Raw genomic sequence first — 18,029 nt, forward strand, 5'->3', positions numbered from 1 at the left:
CAGGTGCAAGATTTTGAGAGAATTGTGCTTCCAAACCTTGCGTCTTCATCGGCCCGCGTCCTGTAGGGGCGAAGCATTCGGGCAATAACCTATCGGTGAAACCGTAGATTTTCTATCCGAATGCTTCGCCCGTACTTTTTGTCGCAAACCCTAAGTAGGTGGGTGTTAAAAATTGTCAGATACTCCCCTTATTAAGGGGGGATTAAGGGGCGATCGGCACCCCCCTTATCAAGGGGGGATTAAGGGGGGATCAAGGGGGGATTTATCTTCAATTATAACCAGCTACTTTATTAAGGATAATCAGGATGAGTGTCATCTACGACTTGGAACACATCACCACCTATCATTATCGTAAACCGGTAACTTTTGGGGAACATCGGGCGATTTTTTTGCCTAGTGCCGGTCACGGTGAAAGAATTATCAGTTATTCTGTAGAAGCGAATATTGCCGCCAAAACGCGCTGGACTATGGATACTCTATCTAACAACGTGGTAGGGATTGAATTCGCTCAAGCAGCGTCAGAATTAATCGTTACCTGTCGATTACGGGCGGAACATTTTGGCTTAAAAGCGATCGCTGATTTTCCCCTCGCTCAACGGGCGATCGAAATTCCCATCCAGTACACCCCCGATGAATGGTTAGATCTAGTGGTGTTTATGCGTCCCCACGCTGAGGATGCCGACGGCAGCTTGGCAGCTTGGGCCAAAAGTTTTGTAGCGGGGGATCAAGATGATACCCTCGATGCCATGGCAAGAATGATGGCGGCTATCAAAGATAATTTTACTTACCAATCCAGGGAGAGTGAAGGAACTCAATCCCCCGGAGAAACCCTGCGGCTAAAGTCGGGAACTTGTCGCGATTATGCTTGGTTAATGATCGAAGCTTTGCGAAGATTGGGTTTAGCCTGTCGTTTTGTCAGTGGCTATCTCTACGATGCCGCCCTCGACGGTGGGGAAGTGGGGATGACTGGCTCTGGTGCTACCCATGCTTGGTTACAGGTTTATCTACCCGGGGCCGGTTGGCGTAATTATGACCCGACTAATCAAATTACCGCCGGCTTTGATTTAATTCGAGTGGCGATCGCTCGTCATCCCGGTCAAATCATACCTCTTTCTGGTTCTTGGTTTGGTGATGCCGATGACTTTTTGTCTATGGATGTTAAAGTCACCATTCGCAAGCTGGGGACGCTGCCAGATTTTGATCCCAGGGAATAGGTTGAATTATCGGGTTTTTTCTTGATCAGCGATCGCAAAAAACGGGTTTCTCGAAGAAACCCATTTTCTACTCATGCAATAAAGGGAAGATTGCCGTTAGGTTCTAGCATTTTTATCGATTTTTGTCAAGATATATTTGACACAATTTATTAGAAAAAGGGTTTCTTTTAGAAACCCTTTTTCTGTTTTTCAACTAATCCTAATGTGTAATTAATTTTGCTTAGGTGCTTAACTGTAAACGGGATTATTTCGGCCAAAGTTTTTGAAATTTTCCCTCTTGACCATTATTCTCGTCTAGAAAACCTAGAAAATAAGCACAATCATCAGAGTCATCAGGAAAAATTGTTAATAATTCTAGGTATTGATGATTATTTTTGGGATACATTCGATGCCAAAGACGACCAACTTGATTGATATTTTTTGTTACTATTCCTGTCACCGAGGTTTTATAGATACTTAAATTATCCAATTTTTGATAGGCTTTGTGAAGCCATTTTATGGCTAGAGAATCATCTTTATCTTCGGCAATTCTTCCCCAAACTTCGACATTTTTAGGATGCCAACTTTCTCGCCATTTAGCACTATTATCGGGAGTTATGGGGATATTTTCTTGTAAGTACATCCATTGTTTAGCAATAGTGCGAACATCTTTGATAAAGGGATGAACATGAGTTAAATCTCTGACTTTATTATCGTTGATTAAAGAACTTTTATCACCCCATTGCCAATGACAGCCAATTAAGGGTTTATTGGGATAATAATCCTCATAGAAAATACTATGATCTGCTCGTCGCCATGATTTACCAAATCCTCCTAATAACATGGCAAAACGAGTGAGAAAACAAATTAATTTTTTTAAGCATTCTTGCTGGTTTTCGGGGAGAGATTGGGTGAGAATCCAGCGTAATTCTCCTGTTACTGTGTAGGTGGGTTCCTTGTAACCCTTGGCAAAGGTTCCTAACTCTAGAGATTTGACACAAAAATCGACCGCTAGTAAACCTTGGGTTGCTTCTCCGTCAATTCCTCCAAATAGCTGATTAACTAACTTTTCGGCATTTTTAGCATCAGTTAAACCGCCAAAAATACGCAAGGCATGACCGCGAATTGCTCCTCGAAAAATATTGGGTCGAAATTCCCTTGCACCATCGAGGCTTTTAGGAGCCATTCCTTGCCCTTTCAGAAAACATTTATATAAAGGTTCTTTTGAAGGTTTAATGTCTTTTGGCAAGCCGTAACCGCTACTAACACGGCATCCTAGACCAGATTCTAAAGCTCTTTCCCAGATAGTCCAAATCTCCTCCCAATCGGGTTGTTCTATTGAGGTAAAAATGCCAAATTTTAGGGTAGGTTGATAGAGAGAAATTAAAGCAAAACCACTTTCTCCACTGGGTTTTTGTCGAGTGTTTGGGGTTTTTACTTGCCATCCCTGTTGCGGGTGAACAATATCTAAAAGATTTTCCGTCCAATCATTAACGGGATAACCGCCATGGAAGCGCAAAAGACTAGGGTTATCGCTATCTTTTTCGAGGTGATAACGTTGTTTTTGTTCGGGGGTGCAAGCTTGACAAAAGGCTCCTTTCATGCTGGAACCGGGATAAAATGGTATGCCATAAGCACCCATTACAGGCCGAATTATTCCTTCATCTTGTCCCCCATTAGTGACGAATCGCCATGATATTTGATATTCTTTGGTTTTTACTTCTTGACCAAATTGGGGAGGATTTTCATCGACTCGTTCTATCCATTCCTTTACCCATTTTTGGCTATCATTTTCATCTTTTTTAGAGTCAATATATTGTAATTGCGATCGCCCTTTGGTTTGTGCGCGAAACATCAGGGGGATTTTGTCACCAATATCGGGAATATTAACCATATAATTTATCGTTCCTTTGTTCCTTTATATCTTTGAGTCCACCAAACTAAACAATCGCATAGTTGCGTTAAAACAGCGAGGGTAATTCTCTGGTCTTCTAGCTTTAATTCCCAGAGTTTTTCTGCCATTACTTGAACAGATTCGGTATCATTTACCTGTACGGTATCGTTAGGGATAGGAATCCCCGCTTCTGCCATGGTTTCGACTAATTTATCCCAAGTTTCTTTCCAGTATTTTGCCTTATTGGGTTCCTTGGATTGTAAGCGCAGATGTTCACCCCAGAATCTTTCTAGTCCATAGGAAACGGATTCACGCATTTTAAAAGATTGATTGAGAGAATCTCGGTCTCGTAGTTTGGCAGCGAGAACTAATTTCTGAGCAATGCGATCGAGATTGTATTCTTTCCAAGCCATAATATTAGATAAAATGTAATTATTGATTGGCGTAGTTTAAAATAGTAACTTGGCAACGACCAAAACCGATAGACTCTAATCCTCCGAAATATAATTCTTTTTGGTTTACCGATTCTCCAAAAGGTTGCCATCCTGTTTCTTTGCAAGCAATGGGAAAAACTAAAATACTACCCACGGGTAAAGCTTCCACATTGAAAAAAGCTCCTTTTTCTGTATCCACTTTTTTCTGATCTTCTAGTAGTTTAACCCGGCTTTGTCGGTAGAGTGCCATATCGTGCAGCATGGATATATCGTTATCATCAACGACGACTAATTGAGAAGCTTTTAAATCCGCTTGCGGGGGAATCCAGGGGGAAAGCTCCTCTAAGTGTTCAATTTCGAGAAATCCTAAGTTAAAAAATAAAACTTTGCTATTGCGGTTAACTCCCTGCACTACTCGCGCTTCTAAACTAGGGGAAGCAGTATAAGGATTGGGTACTTTTGCAGAGATTCCCGTGATTTGTTTGTAGCGTTTTAATAATAGGGGAGAAGTGACCCAAACTATCGGCTGCCCCGGACAAAATACCGGCAACCAAACGAGGGAAGCATATTCAAATTTAACTTTTGCTTCGGTGGTTCCTCCGTCTTCTTGTCCTGGGATTGTTTCGTGTCCGTACCATGTACGTTTTTCATCTATATTGTTCATATCGGCACGAAAACGGCCGCGAATAGAACTACCGGGAATAATTGCTGTTTGGGTGAATTGGTCACGAAAAATGAGGTTAAGATTACCCGTTTCTTCTCCTGCGGTTGCTCCCACATGAAGGGGTGCTAAGGTTTCAAGTATGCCATAACTTTTGTGATACATTTTTGGGTAAAAGTGAGTATTTTAGATGCTTAGGGATTATTCTAAACTAGGTTAACATTAATGTCAGGATTTTCTAAGATTTTGTTAATATTTTATCGTGGTATTTAGGCTATTAGGACAGCACAAAGCTATAGGTTTAGTCCTAATCAATGGCAACACCCTTTAATAATTCATCGATTTCTTTAGCCATTTCCTCTGTGTAAGGAGTGAGAGAAGAAGGGTTTTTAAAGGCATCTTCTACCAAAAAATCTAAAAACATACGCAGCATTTTATTTTTGCTAATTTTTGAGCCTTGATTATTACCACTTTTTCGATAACCTAATAAAGCTTTTCGAGGAAATCTCGTTTTTACTTTTGCCATAGCTATCACTTATGCTCGTCTCATTTACCCTACTCAATAATTATAGGCTTTATTTGGCAATATTTTCTAAGGGTAAGGCTAATCCGCAGCCCCAACGTTTGAGAGAAACCCCTTCGGTGGGGAACCAAGATTCCTGCCAATTTTGCCAAGATGGTAAGGGGTTTTTTAAGCGATAAACTGTTCCTGCGGGAACTGCATAACGTCCCCTAGATAAGCGCTTAACTTTATCTTTTCCTCCGAATCGATAACGATAGGTTATTGGTCTTTCGGTGTTGAGGGTTTCTAATTCCCAATCGCTGGGATTGCGAGTTGATAGGCGATTTGTTCCCCAGATTGCGGCAGTAATGAGGGCAAAATATTGACCGACATCTTGATTAAATAAAGTTTGGAGATGGCTGCTTAGTTCAAGTGATTTAACTTCCACTAGATGGGATTCTCCACCAAAGCGATACCAGCCATTTTCTAGGGGTTGATTAGCTAAATAAACTAGACAAGCATCTGGATGTAACTGGACGGCATTTTCGAGGAATAATTCTCCAGTTTTTACCTTTCTTTGCTCCTCTAACAAACGCGGATGGAGATGGGGATGATATTGCCACGGAGAACCATAGGCTTTTTGAGGATTATACCATTGGTTGATAGGAATCCAACTATCTCGATCGAATTTTCCCTCAATTTGTTTACTGTCTTTCTCTTGCCATTTTTCTTGCCATGTTAAGGTGTGTTGAATTTTTCCATTGTCGTTATTTTCTTGGTCTTGAAAATAATTTGCGAGGGGTTTTTTAGCCAGATAAATAAAGGGAGTGGGGACAAAAAAGTTATCTGGTTGTTCACTGTTTGCCCAAAAAGGGCCGGCAATTTGTAAATCGCGAATATTGGTGGGATTGCTGTGAGCAAATAGTCCCGAAACTGTGGCAGCAGTGGGGGGAAAACGATTTCCTGAACGTCCAACTAGATTTTCTGGAGACAGAAACGGACCGGCGCTACCGTAGAGAAATCCCAAAGGTTTAATTATGATCAGATATTGCAGCATTTCTCTATGTTTAGGTGAGATGATTGGCCACTTTTGAGAGGTTAATTACCCAGTTATTTTTATCCTGGTGAGAGGTGGTATCAATGGGTATATTTTGATTAAAATAAAGGTTAAAAACTGCATTGGCAATATCGTGATTATCATCGGTAAAAGCGCGGCGATTTTCTAAAGTTGCTATATCATTATAGAAATGTGTCCAGTTTTTCCCTTCACTGCGATCGCAATAACTATCGAGGATATCTTTTAAGTTTTCCCAGGGACAAACCCACTCTAAATAGTTACCACTGTTAAAAAGGATTCGCACCGCTAGACGATTTTTACCTTGATTTTTAGCGGATTTTTCTGCTTCTCGACATTGTTGTAATATGTCACGCTGAGGAACTCCTGAAGCTGCCCAAACAAAACCGACGCTAACAGTTATATCCTGAGAATAACCGTGTTTTGGCCAGATTTCCCGATGAAATTGATCAAACCAATATAGACAATCTTGTAGGGTTAATTTTGGTTCTGATTTTTGTGAAAACAAAACCCCTAGAAAGTCATCTCCTCCCGCATAAATAATGCGACCAAAGTTAAGATAATTTTCTAGTTCTTCTCCCCATTGTCGCATTCTTTGACTAAATTCTTTTCTTGAGGATATGGACAGATTTTTTAGGTAATTTCCCATCCCGTCACCGTCCCCTTGAAACCATCCTGTATAGGATTTTTCCTCGTAGCGATTTAGTTCCACAAATTTTTTAGGAAGTTCTAGGTTTAAAGGCTTGCCAATATCATATAATGTAATCATTCTTTTGACTAATTCGGGAATGCTAAGACGTTCGGTTTCATCGAGGATAGCATTAGAAAGTTTTTGACTTAATTGTTGATAAAATTCAGTGATTTGCTGATTTTGTTGGGAAATACTAGAATATAAAGGATGGGTTTGATCCGTCATTCCATACCAAACAATGGCATCGGAACCCGATAAGCTAGAACTTTCTCCTTGCCAATTAATTCCCGTCCAATCTCGTTGATATTTTTTCTGTTGCAGACTTTTAAACGCACAATCGATCGAGTCCTCTTGCGCCCAGAAGAATTCCCAAGTATGATTAATCCATAGGTTCCATTCTCGTCGCCAAGTATAATTGTATTGTGGTAAATTTTGTTCAATCCAAACCCGACACTTATTAACCACTTTTTGCCATGCGTCATTGAAGACTTGTTCGGCCTCTTTTTTGGGAAAATTACCCGCGATTAAGATTTGGTTGGGAGTTCCTCTTTTAACGTCAATTAAAGCCGGAGAAATAAGGCTACATTCAGGATATTTATCCGCTGCCTGACAGATAGCATCGGCAAGATAGGATAATAAAAAAGAACCACCGTATAAGTCCCTTAGTTTACGCGATTTTTCGATGAATCCTTGCACAGGAGCAAAGGTAATTACAGTATAGTTCATTTTATCTTTATTGTCCTCGATAAAGTTTAAATTCCTGAAGATTAATAAGATTTCTGTAGGTAGAATTTTCGTATTGAGTTAGGAGAATTGGCCAGTATTGTTGAACGGCCATTCCGACAAGTATTCCCAAAGTTATAGGCATGGAATAAACTAGCTTAATCTCTTGATAGTTTTTTTGTTGAGCGATGTTGATAGTTTTAAAGATTTCTCTAGAATATTGTAGCCAATCTTCATTTTTTTCAATTGTACCACTGCCTTTACTTTTCAGATAAATTAAATCGCCGTAGTTTTCAATACTCTGATCATTAAGATTAATTTTATGGGAAGAAACATCGATGGCTATAGTTACTCTATCTTGACCTTTTTCGGTGACAACACGCTCAAATTTTTCGTATTCCTTAATATCTTCTTTGAGTTTGCGATCGCTAATTTCCACCACAGGATAATAACTATCAGAAGATTTATTATATTGAAAGATTTTTACTCCTTCAGTAGCGAGAATAGTGCCGACCATAATAGCGACGCTAATCGGACCGATATAGGCAAGATAAATAATAGTATTTTGGGGAGTTTTTTTCTTAAGTTTCTCTAGATTATAGCGTAGTATTTGCAGAAAAGCTCTCAGCATTTCTTGATCATAAATATCACAGGAGTAGTTAAAAATTAAATCTGTTTCGCTAATATTGAGATACTGGTCAAGATTATTTTTATGATCTTTGTATTTATTTTCTGTTTCGATGATATTAAAAAGCGATTGCAGAGCCTTATTACTATCGGCAGGATTAGCAATTTTAATCACTATCGGTAGAGGAATCGCCTGATGTTTATAGAGGTCGTATTTCTGAGATTCTAGCCAGATACCGATGATAACTAGAGCCAAAGTAATCAGAAAAATTAGATAATATCCCTGACCAAATTGATCGGCAATTAGTGCCAAAATAGCGGCGATGGCTAATGCTGCATTGGTGAGGGGATTAAAGATAATATTATAGGGATATTGACGCAGATTACCCAGGACATTTTTAAGAGATTTCAGCATAATTTTACTAGAGATTTAGGGCATAATATCGAGAAGACACAGAGACAATTCGGGAAAAACTGCCGAACTAATACGCTCATAAAGACGATATAATTTTTGTTGATATTCATCACCTTCTAGCTGATAAATAGTCAAAGTAGGCTGTTTGGGTTTACCGATAAAAGAGATGCCACCCAATCCACGAAAATCGACAATCCAATATTCAGCAATACCTAAAGATGAGTATTCTTCAACTTTGCGTGCATAATCATCTTGCCAATTACTACTAACCACTTCTACCACTAATTTAATTGCTGGGGAGCTAGTTAAAATTGCTTGTTTTTCCCAGAGAGGTTCGGTGCTAAAGTCCACTTCATCCAAAATGATGACATCGGGACGTAAAGCAGTAGCTTGACCGGATTCTGGACGGAGCAAACAGTTTTTAGGAATTGTCCAGGGTAGATGTAATTGCAAGATTTCTCCCCACAGTCTTCCTGCGATTTTTCCCGCTACGGATTCCTGAGGTCCAGTGGGTTCCATGTCTCGCAACTCCCCGTCAATTAATTGATAGCGTGGGTCATCTCCATAAGTAGTCATGCAAAATAAATTTCCTAGTGAAGACAGGCAAGAGGCAATAGGCAAGAGGCAAAAGCTTGATCGAAATGTGTAATTAATTTTGCTTAGGTACTTACTGGTTTAAAAAGTCTTCAAAAGTGAATAATTTAGGAGATAGGTAGGTCATGATTTTTATCGGATTAGACCTAAAGCTTGTTGTTGTTATCCATGATACTGATTGCTCGCCAGAATCGGGGGATTTTTGGGGTTAAAAAATCCTTAAAAAAAACTCCCCCCCGCTACCCTCCTTCATCAGTAGCTAGACAATTAAGTGGGTAGGCGTTAAAAATTGTCAGATCCCCCCGCCTATCGGCACCCCCCTTATCAAGGGGGGCAGGGGGGATCGAACCTAAAATCCATTTTTAATTTAATTATAACCAGCTACTTAATTACAGATAATTACTTAAGCAAAATTAATTACACATCGAGAGGCGGAAACTGTACGCTAAAGTAGTAGAAAGGGTCAATCCTCAAGAGGATGATGTGCGCTTCTATGGGATTTCCGAAGAAGCTGTCTCTAGATTGTTGGTGATGGGAGGTTCTCCTCCTCAACCACCCCCAAATCTCTACATCATCTAGCTTGTCCCCCAACTCTTGACTGAAAATCGATGCACCCCTCCCCGACCTAAAACCCCGATTCTCTGGTTAGATGTGTCGATTGCTCTCCCAGTCAGGGTTCTACCCTTTGGTATCGGGACTTTTACCCCCCCCGGGACCACTTTTTAACCCTCTTTTTGCAGGTGCGTCGATTTGGGGGTCTGTCTTCCCCTCTCGATGAGACTTTCCAAGGGGTACTCCTTACCTATTAGGTCAAATAGGATTAGTTGGAAACCCCAATGTCCACAGCCATGAGGCCAGACGGTCGACCCCCCTTACCTATTAGGTCAAATAGGATTAGTTGGAAACTGTTTTCCTTTCGGGGGTGGTGCAAGGTACGGGTTGCCTTACCTATTAGGTCAAATAGGATTAGTTGGAAACTTTTTTACTTAGTCACCCCCTCCTTGCCAAGGGAATCCTTACCTATTAGGTCAAATAGGATTAGTTGGAAACATTTTCATGGCCTACTTTACGACCTTTTTTTCCTTCCTTACCTATTAGGTCAAATAGGATTAGTTGGAAACTTTTACTTCGGCGGCTTCATCAAGGCCGGGTGCGCCTTACCTATTAGGTCAAATAGGATTAGTTGGAAACACTTCCGCATAGTCGAACTTATCGTCAACGTACATCCTTACCTATTAGGTCAAATAGGATTAGTTGGAAACGCGTTTAATATTGCTCTCCTTAAAGGAGATTTCAAAGGTTCCCTTACCTATTAGGTCAAATAGGATTAGTTGGAAACCAGAACACATATGTAATGGACATAGGCTGGTTAGTTCCCTTACCTATTAGGTCAAATAGGATTAGTTGGAAACTAGAAAAAGGGTTTCTAAAAGAAACCCTTTTTCTAATAAATTGTGTCAAATATATCTTGACAAAAATCGATAAAAATGCTAATTAAATTACGAACAGCTTAATAAGTACCTAAGCAAAATTAATTACACATTTCGATAAAGCTTTTGCCTCTTGCCTATTGCCTCTTGCCTGTCTTCACTAGGAAATTTATTTTGCATGACTACTTATGTCCCGTGGGAAACAGTGGGGCAAAAGCGAGCGGAAGACCGCCAAAAATGCCTCTTAGCTTAACTGCTATAAGAATTCATCTTTCTATCGTATTGAGGACGACAGGGACTACCCCAAGCGACCTTTTGAGCGGGAATATCGGCAAATACGCTGCTTCTTGCCCCAATAACAACATTAGAGCCAATTTTTACCCCCGGAGCCAAAAAACAATCGGCCGCGATCCATGTACCATTACCGATGAGGATGGGAGTGGTTTTTAAGCCAAAAGAGCGATCGCCGGGATCGTGACTGCCAGTGCAAAGATAGCATTTTTGAGAAATCACACAATGACTGCCGATGGTAACATTATCTAAACTATAAATCACCACATCATCGCCAATCCAAGTATAATCGCCGATCGCCACTTTCCAGGGATAAGTCACCCTTACCGTCGGGCGAATTTTCACCCCAAGGCCGATTTTAGCCCCAAATAGCCGCAAAATAGCGCAGCGAAAGCTATCCATCTGGTGCAAACTGAGGGGAAAAAGAATTCCCTGTACTAACCACCAAAGTAGGATAATTGGATTAGAACGACCGCGATCAAACCAAGATTGATCGTAGGTACGCAGATCTAGCCATGCTTCCTCATCGGTGCGGATTTCTGGGGACATAGGACTTATTTAATCATTTCTACCGGTTGAGGTTCCGAGGGTTTAACCGGGGGATTAGCATGGGCATTAACGTTTAATTTACCGCCAAATCTCCGTAATTCGTACAATTTAACCCCAATTTGGTATTCATACTGACTCAAAAGACGACCGTAGATATAACCAGCTTTGCCATCCAAGAAACCGAGACGGATAACATAAAAGAGAATAAAGCGCAGCAGCGGTTTAAAGGGCAGTTTTACCCAAATTTTCTTTAAAAAACGTTTTCTCTGCACCGCATCACCGAACAAGTTCGCTCCGATCGTGCCGCTTTCGTCACTACCCGCGAGAATATTGTAATAAACCCGGGCCTCCCAGTTGGAATAACGATTATGTCTTTCTAACCAATGATAGATATCGCGGAAATCGATGTGCAGCATATCATTTTTTAGATAACCCACCTTGCCATCGAGGATAACGTGTTCATGAACTTCGTTATCTCCCGTGTTGGGGATATCTTCCGTGTTTAAATTCTCGTATCTGCCCGACTTATGTTTAAATAAGCGCAGATTCCAGTCGGGATACTTGCCACCATAACGAATCCATTGTCCGAGGAAGAAGACGCGACGATTGAGATAATAACCGTTATAGTTGGGATCTTGGATTACAGTGGCGATTTCGTCCCATAGTTCGGGGGTGATTCTCTCATCACAATCGACGATTAATACCCATTCATTGCGAAAAGGCAGGTTATCGAGGGACCAGTTTTTCTTTTTCGGCCAACGACCATTAAAATAAAATTGGACGACATTAGCCCCATAGTTGGTAGATAGTTCGATCGAGCGATCGCTACTTTGGGAATCGACGACAAACACTTCATCAGCCCTAGCAACACTCTCTAAACAGGCGGGAAGGTTGGATTCCTCGTTTTTGGCGGGAATCAACACCGAAACGGGAATTTTTTCTGATTGACTAAACATTGGTACACTGTGGCTAGGTAGAGTGTTCGCACCTTTCCTTAAAATCCTTAGTTACTCAGAAAGCGAGAACTAAGACCTAAGATTTTTTTTTAATCTTACTATACCTTATTCGGTTTTTTACGCTATCCCTAGGCTTGAACCTAAGAGAGAGACTCCTAGAGACTTGGATATTCTCCCTGAAAATAGTGAAAAATTCCATCGGCCAGACTGCTGCTCTCCTCTCTAAATTTCTAACTGCGAAATAGACGACTATACTGGGTTTCGTGGTTCATACTGGCAAAACTTAGCCCCCAACTCCAACTGGTCAGGTTTTCATCGGCTAAACTGATAATATCTGCTGTTGCTGTTAATAAACTGGGCTGTAAACCGATCAGAAGCGATTGTCCTAGGGTTTGTCCAAGGGGAATTAAACGCAATCCTGCATTGATTAAATTACTTGCCCAACTGTGTAAATAGCCTAAAACCGCTAATTCTTCGCCAATTTGCCAATGACTTGCCCCGATCGCAAAAGCGGTGGCATAATTAGCCTCTTCTGGTAGATTATCTCTGGCCGGTGCTAACTCCCGCAATAGGTTTAACAGCGATCGCCCCATTTGCCAGCTTTGTTGTCTTAATTCGGCCGTTTCCCGCGTTGCCGATAACCAATTATCCCAATAATTAAGTTTTGTAAAATCCTCTTGACAAAAACAACGATATACCCTTAGCAAAACAGCCGTTTCTAAGCGAATCGAGCCTTGACAAAGCGATCGCTCTAACCAATCATTCAAGCTGGCACTATTGGAGATAATCCCCTTTTCGACGAGGGTTTCTAGCCCTTCGGAATAACTATAGGCCCCCACGGGTAAAATGGGACTAGCCAATTGTAATAAACACAAAAGTTCTTTTTGATCGAGCATAGAAAACCGAGAAAATTGTCCTTAACACAATCAGGGAAATGCTTGGCACTTCGGTATGTAGATCGAGCCTGTAGAAAGCGGCACTTTGTGCATTATACCGTGGTTAATAGCCACAATTATAAACTACTAAGTACCTAAGCAAAATTAATTACAGATATCTAACCACCTCTTGCCTCTTGCCTCTTGCCTATCTTCACTAGGAAATTAATTTTGCACGACTACTTATGTCCTCACGAGAACAGCATTTTCTGAAAATAAATCTTGTCGTTCTCCTCTTGATTTTAGCTTTAATTGCTGGGGTTGATCGGGCAGAATTACCCTCTAGTCTTTTATTTTATCCTCCCGCTACTCCCCCAACTCCGATCGCTGGTTTATTAACCCATTCTTTTCAATTGCTTTGTTGTTTACCACCGATTGTTTGCCTTTTTAGTTATGCTTTATTGTGCCAGGAGGCAAGTTTCAATAATTCTCGCCAGTTTTTACTTTTTTCTGGCATAATAACGGGACTGTTTGCCATCAATGAAATCTTCAGAATTCATATCATTCTTCTCTATTTTAATATTCCCAAATTCTTGACTATCTCTGTTTATGCCCTCGCAATTCTGATTTATGGTTTAGCATTTTGGCGGCGAATAAAACAAACTTCTTACCAAATTTTAATCATCGCTTTAGCACTTTTAACTTTTGCGATCGCTATTGATTTTCTCAAGATTAAAAATCGAGGTTTTGCTAGTCTAAGTGAAGGAATTCCTAAACTATTAAGCGCAGTGAATCTAGCCAGCTATTTTTGGGATGTATGTTTTCAAGAAATTTCAGCCAAGATCAAATCAAAATAAATTATCCATTCATCTGTTTAACCAGATGTAAAATTTCGGGAAGAATCAGTTTTTCTAGGGCCAATTTAACGGCATTAGTGGAACCGGGGAGAGAAAAGACTAATAAGTTTTGATAAACCCCAGCTATCGCCCTCGATGCCATGGCACGGGAGCCAATTTCCTGATAGCTAAGATAACGAAATAATTCGCCAAAACCGGGCAAAGTGATCCTTAATAAAGGTACTAAAGCATCGTAGGTAGTGTCTCTGGGAGCAATACCCGTACCCCCATTGAGAATTAAGACTTTTATCTGATTTTGATTGCTAATTTCTGGTAAAATTGCTTGAATTTGTAAGGGTTGATCGGGGATAATTAAGTATAGGCCGATATCATGACCCGATCGAGTTAGTAACTCTTGAATTATTTGGCCACTCCTATCCGTCTCCGGGGTACGAGTATCGCTCACCGTGACTACGGCACAGGTAAGATTAAGGGGGGCGGTGTCGGGATGGGGAATAAAGGTCATAATTAGCGATCAGATGAGAGTTCGAGAAAAACAACCATTAAGAACAAATGTATGTACTAGCTGGTGAGTGCATTCACCCTAGGATAAAAAACTTAACTTTTGCAAGTATTGCCGATTTTTGCTGGTTTTTGCAACCTTTTCGCTGGTAATGATGACAAGGTAAAAGGAGCTTCTAGAGAACAGATTATCCCAAAATAACAAAATCGAGATTATCATCTAAGTTGGTATAGATTATGACTGGAATTATGAGTCAACTCAGTCCCCTACAAGCCGAACAAATCAAGGAAATCGGGACTTATTTACGTCAAAAACGAGAAGAAAGCTGTCTGAGCATCGACGATATCGCCGCCCTGACGATGATTAGATTGCCAATGCTAGAAGCGTTGGAAACGGGGAATTGGGAGAAATTACCAGAATTAATTTATGTCAAGGGATTTATCAAACGCTACGGTGATGCCCTAAAAATTGATGGTAAAGCTTTAGCCGATCGCTTGTCTCCTAGTGCAGAACAATTAGCCCAGGAGGTAACTATCCCGAAAACACTGCCCACAAAAGTTACCCCTCTCCCCAAGGCTGAACCTGCCGCCCCGAAAGCGGAACGAGTGAAACCAGAAAAACCAGCCCCAGAAACTAGCCCCCAACCAACTAAATCAACCTTTTTCGGAATTTATCTCTGGCTAGGCTTGCTGGCGGGCATATTTTGTGGTATTGGCTATCTTTTCCTCCGTCCCCCTCTCTCTAACCTCCCTACCGTTACTCCCTCTCCTTCCCCCCTGGTTTCCCCGGCACCAGTAGTCCCTCCCGCACCAGTAGTCTCTCCTTCCCCTTCTCCTCAGCCAAAAGTTCCCCTCTCAGCCGAGGTAACTATTGAACAGGCCGCTTGGGTAAGGGTAATTGCCGATGGCAAAAAAGTCCATGAAGGCACTCTCCAACCCGGGACCAAACAAACTTGGACAGCCCAAAAGAGTTTAAATATTCGCTCGGGCAATGCTGGTGCTGTTAAAATCTCTCTTAACGAAAACCCTGCCCAATTAATGGGTAAAGCTGGCCAAATCGGCGAAATCACCCTAACTGCACCTCCTCTCAGTGATCAGTAAACAGTAATCAGTAATCAGTGAACTAAAAACTCATATCTGATCACTGATTAAGCTGCATTATCCCAGATGGGGGTAAGGGTCTGATAATCGTAGCGGGAAGCGTTGGGATGACAGCTGACACAGGTGGTATGACCGATAGGAGTGGGTAAATTGACCCTAGGATGCAAAACCTTTACATAGCTGGACTGTTCAATTAAGAGGGGAACGAAAGTAGTCTGGGTAAGAGGGCGGGAAGAATAACTGAGATAATCCCAGATAAGACGCTGAGTAATGCCAACAATTGGTTTTAAACGGATACCATAGTGAGAATCAGGATTTTCTAGGATTTTTTTCCAAGTTTGACTCGGTAGGATGCTGGGAGGAATGGCAATATGGCAAGTGGCACAATTTTCTAGATAGGTTTGCTGTCCAATTTGATAACGATTCAGCACTGTATCCGAGGACGGCGATTGGGCGATCGCTGGTTGTTGAAGTAGCGAAGCCAGTAGAATACCCCCTAGAATACTGAGGAGAAAGAGGATCAGAAAAAAAATCGATTTCACTTGACCGCTGGAAGGCATGACTGGGATGACGAGTAATTGAACACAATTTTGACACTCTCGCCATCACAATGCCAAGCTGTGTGATGGGAGATTCTTGCTTCACAGAAACCTGCTTTTTGAGACGAATCCCAAGGAGTCTTACAGTCTCTCCACAAGTTTAAACTCCTGACTGCCCATCAGTATTTGGGAGCTTCTGGTTTATGTGTGGAAACGAGGTCTATACTGATATTTTCTAGTTTCTTCCGCGGCCCGACTGAGCGTTCGACTGAGCTCACGCCGAAGTCATCGCCGAACGTCAAAATAGCCCTAAAAGTCTTGCTTGATAGGTATTTCACGGTTTCCTAAGCAAAAATTAAGTAGGTAGGCGTTAAAAATTATCAGATGCCCCCCTTATCAAGGGGGGACTAAGGGGGGATCGGCACCCCCCTTATCAAGGGGGGACTAAGGGGGGATCGGCACCCCCCTTATCAAGGCTGTCCTTTAGTCACATCTTTCTTAACATTTCAAACCTTTGTAGCACAAGGCTTTCAAGACTCGGTTAACAATTTGTAATATTCCTTGTTGACACCCTTACTGACAAAGAAAAAACTGAAATCAAGTCAGGATAAGGGTTGGAGTGCTTACTGCAAAAATTGTTAAGAAAGATCCCTATAAGGGATAGCTTATCAAGGGGGGACTAAGGGGGGATCAGCACCCCCCTTATCAAGGGGGGACTAAGGGGGGATCAGAGGCAAAATCCATTTTTAATTTAATTATAACCAGCTACTTATAACACAAAGTCGAGAAGAGCCTCTTAACTTTTTTTATATCAAAATTACTTGAACGGGAGCATTAAAAGGGGAGAATTAATCCCCCCATCAATTTAGACAAAGAAACTATTGACTGCAATAGGGCCGAGCGCCGGGAAAGCACCCGTTAACCCAGTCAGATTAATCACCAAATCATTAGCACTTTGGAAACCCCCCGTACCGTCGTTGATAATTAGGTAAGTGGTAGTAGCATTAGCAACCCGCACTAAAACAGCACTGTTAGTTCCGAGAGCTTGATTTCCGGCTATTGCCCCATTAGCATCGGTAAAGACGTTATAGCGGTAAGCGCTTGAGTGAGATACAGACCAAGCTTTGCCTAGCATGGTTTATAGCTTGTGACACTGTACCTAATACGACTGCACACCGCTATAGTAACAATGGTGTTAATATTGGTCGTGGTGCTATCTGTTGCCCGGGTAAAAGCGAGAGGGGCATTAATTGCCGCACCAGCTTGACTAAGCAGGTCAATCTTATCAGTACCAATAGCAAAATCCGTAACCCAGTCTAGGGCTGCGGCAGCGGACTGACTAAACTGGAAGATGAAGATATCTGCACCTAAACCACCGGTTAAAATATCGATTCCAGCAGCACCATTGAGGCTATCGTTACCAGTGCCACCGATTAGGGTATCGATTCCAGCAGCACCATTAAGGCTATTATTGCCACTATTCCCTATAATCTGGTTATTTAAGGCATTACCCGTGCCATCAAGATTACCAGTACCAGTGAGAAGGAGATTTTCCACGTTGTTAGGAAGAGTATAGGAAAGGGAAGCTTGCACGGTATCGGTTCCCTCGTTGAGAGCTTCAATGACCAAATCCCCGGCATCATTTACCGTATAAGTATCATTTCCGGCTAATCCAGTCATGGCATCTGCTCCAGAGGTTCCCACAAGGGCGTCCGGATTAGAAGTACCGATAAAGTCATCATTATTGATGGTTCCGGTGGCAGTAGCGGTGGTAATAGTAGCGCCGTTGGTGGCATTGGAGAGGGTGACGGTAAAGCTTTCATCCAGTTCTACTGTTGTATCTCCCTGAACGTTAACAGTAATTACTTTTGAGGCTTCCCCCGGGGCAAAACTCAAGGTTCCTGACGGGAACAATCCCCCAACAAAATCAGTGGCATTGGCAGGATTGCCGCCGCTGCCGGTAACTGCCCAGTTGACGTTATTAGACATCTCCAAAAATTTGTAAGTCAGTCACAGCAAGGAAGACAGGCAGATTAGACCAAGAGTCAAAATTAGCTCTAAAAACCGATTAATCAGGGTTTTAAGAGACAAAATCGAATTTTGACGGAAAACTATGGCTAA

At 41.6% G+C, this 18,029-nt stretch carries 16 protein-coding genes, 1 pseudogene and 1 CRISPR repeat array; of the genes and pseudogenes, 3 read left to right on the forward strand and 14 right to left on the reverse strand.

Translation table 11 applies throughout. From position 1 onward, the window contains the following. The first annotated feature begins 305 nt into the window (after nt 1–305). Complete coding sequence (locus tag IM475_RS22520) at nt 306–1,214, forward strand: transglutaminase family protein (protein WP_287729208.1); 909 nt, start codon at nt 306–308, stop codon at nt 1,212–1,214. A gap of 244 nt (nt 1,215–1,458) precedes the next feature. Here the strand turns inward: IM475_RS22520 and IM475_RS22525 are convergent, their stop codons facing one another. The 11 genes from IM475_RS22525 to IM475_RS22575 all read right to left on the reverse strand — a co-directional run bounded on the left by IM475_RS22525 (nt 1,459) and on the right by IM475_RS22575 (nt 12,931). Further along, on the reverse strand, nt 1,459–3,087 hold the full coding sequence (locus tag IM475_RS22525) for an RAMP superfamily protein (RefSeq protein WP_287729209.1): 1,629 nt from the start codon (nt 3,085–3,087) through the stop codon (nt 1,459–1,461). Between the two features lie 5 nt (nt 3,088–3,092). Continuing rightward, on the reverse strand, nt 3,093–3,500 hold the full coding sequence (locus IM475_RS22530) for a hypothetical protein (RefSeq protein WP_287729210.1): 408 nt from the start codon (nt 3,498–3,500) through the stop codon (nt 3,093–3,095). A 19-nt stretch (nt 3,501–3,519) separates the two neighbouring features. Then, entirely contained in the window at nt 3,520–4,347 is an 828-nt protein-coding gene (locus IM475_RS22535; RefSeq protein ID WP_287729211.1) for an RAMP superfamily CRISPR-associated protein, read from the reverse strand. 142 nt (nt 4,348–4,489) lie between these two features. Then, complete coding sequence (locus IM475_RS22540; protein WP_287729212.1) at nt 4,490–4,708, reverse strand: AbrB/MazE/SpoVT family DNA-binding domain-containing protein; 219 nt, start codon at nt 4,706–4,708, stop codon at nt 4,490–4,492. Nucleotides 4,709–4,757: 49 nt separating this feature from the next. Next, nucleotides 4,758–5,741, reverse strand: a complete 984-nt coding sequence (locus IM475_RS22545; protein WP_287729213.1) for a type III-B CRISPR module-associated Cmr3 family protein — start codon at nt 5,739–5,741, stop codon at nt 4,758–4,760. A gap of 10 nt (nt 5,742–5,751) precedes the next feature. Continuing rightward, nucleotides 5,752–7,176 carry a Cas10/Cmr2 second palm domain-containing protein gene (locus tag IM475_RS22550; RefSeq protein WP_002779048.1) on the reverse strand — a complete coding sequence of 475 codons (1,425 nt, stop codon included), beginning with the start codon at nt 7,174–7,176 and terminating at the stop codon, nt 5,752–5,754. Between the two features lie 7 nt (nt 7,177–7,183). Then, the gene (locus tag IM475_RS22555) at nt 7,184–8,215 is read right to left on the reverse strand and encodes an SAVED domain-containing protein (RefSeq protein ID WP_287729214.1); all 1,032 of its coding nucleotides are present in this window, start codon (nt 8,213–8,215) and stop codon (nt 7,184–7,186) included. A 15-nt stretch (nt 8,216–8,230) separates the two neighbouring features. Further along, a complete protein-coding gene (locus tag IM475_RS22560) occupies nt 8,231–8,791 on the reverse strand; it encodes a Uma2 family endonuclease (RefSeq protein WP_287729215.1) in 561 nt (186 codons plus the stop codon). 814 nt (nt 8,792–9,605) lie between these two features. Next, a CRISPR array of direct repeats spans nt 9,606–10,221; the repeat unit is 36 nt; unit sequence CCTTACCTATTAGGTCAAATAGGATTAGTTGGAAAC. A 267-nt stretch (nt 10,222–10,488) separates the two neighbouring features. After that, nucleotides 10,489–11,079, reverse strand: coding sequence for a hormogonium polysaccharide biosynthesis acetyltransferase HpsU (gene hpsU, locus IM475_RS22565; RefSeq protein ID WP_002736876.1), 591 nt, complete (start codon nt 11,077–11,079; stop codon nt 10,489–10,491). Nucleotides 11,080–11,084: 5 nt separating this feature from the next. Continuing rightward, on the reverse strand, nt 11,085–12,035 hold the full coding sequence (locus tag IM475_RS22570) for a glycosyltransferase family 2 protein (RefSeq protein WP_287729216.1): 951 nt from the start codon (nt 12,033–12,035) through the stop codon (nt 11,085–11,087). Nucleotides 12,036–12,265: 230 nt separating this feature from the next. Beyond that, nucleotides 12,266–12,931, reverse strand: coding sequence for an urease accessory protein UreF (locus IM475_RS22575; RefSeq protein WP_287729217.1), 666 nt, complete (start codon nt 12,929–12,931; stop codon nt 12,266–12,268). Between the two features lie 224 nt (nt 12,932–13,155). Here IM475_RS22575 and IM475_RS22580 point away from each other — a divergent pair, with 224 nt between their 5' ends. Further along, on the forward strand, nt 13,156–13,767 hold the full coding sequence (locus tag IM475_RS22580; RefSeq protein WP_287729218.1) for a DUF8692 domain-containing protein: 612 nt from the start codon (nt 13,156–13,158) through the stop codon (nt 13,765–13,767). 1 nt (nt 13,768) lies between these two features. Here the strand turns inward: IM475_RS22580 and IM475_RS22585 are convergent, their stop codons facing one another. Continuing rightward, entirely contained in the window at nt 13,769–14,272 is a 504-nt protein-coding gene (locus IM475_RS22585) for a MogA/MoaB family molybdenum cofactor biosynthesis protein (protein ID WP_287729219.1), read from the reverse strand. 233 nt (nt 14,273–14,505) lie between these two features. Here IM475_RS22585 and IM475_RS22590 point away from each other — a divergent pair, with 233 nt between their 5' ends. Continuing rightward, a complete protein-coding gene (locus tag IM475_RS22590; RefSeq protein ID WP_287729220.1) occupies nt 14,506–15,369 on the forward strand; it encodes a helix-turn-helix domain-containing protein in 864 nt (287 codons plus the stop codon). 47 nt (nt 15,370–15,416) lie between these two features. Here IM475_RS22590 and IM475_RS22595 read toward each other — a convergent pair whose 3' ends face one another. Both IM475_RS22595 and IM475_RS22600 read right to left on the reverse strand, forming a co-directional pair. Next, nucleotides 15,417–15,929, reverse strand: coding sequence for a dihem cytochrome c family protein (locus tag IM475_RS22595; protein ID WP_287729221.1), 513 nt, complete (start codon nt 15,927–15,929; stop codon nt 15,417–15,419). An 844-nt stretch (nt 15,930–16,773) separates the two neighbouring features. After that, a pseudogene (locus IM475_RS22600) lies at nt 16,774–17,894 on the reverse strand (bluetail domain-containing putative surface protein); the annotation flags it as partial. Nucleotides 17,895–18,029 lie beyond the last annotated feature (135 nt).

The organism is Microcystis sp. M061S2 (assembly GCF_020245605.1).
Classification (GTDB): Bacteria; Cyanobacteriota; Cyanobacteriia; order Cyanobacteriales; family Microcystaceae; genus Microcystis.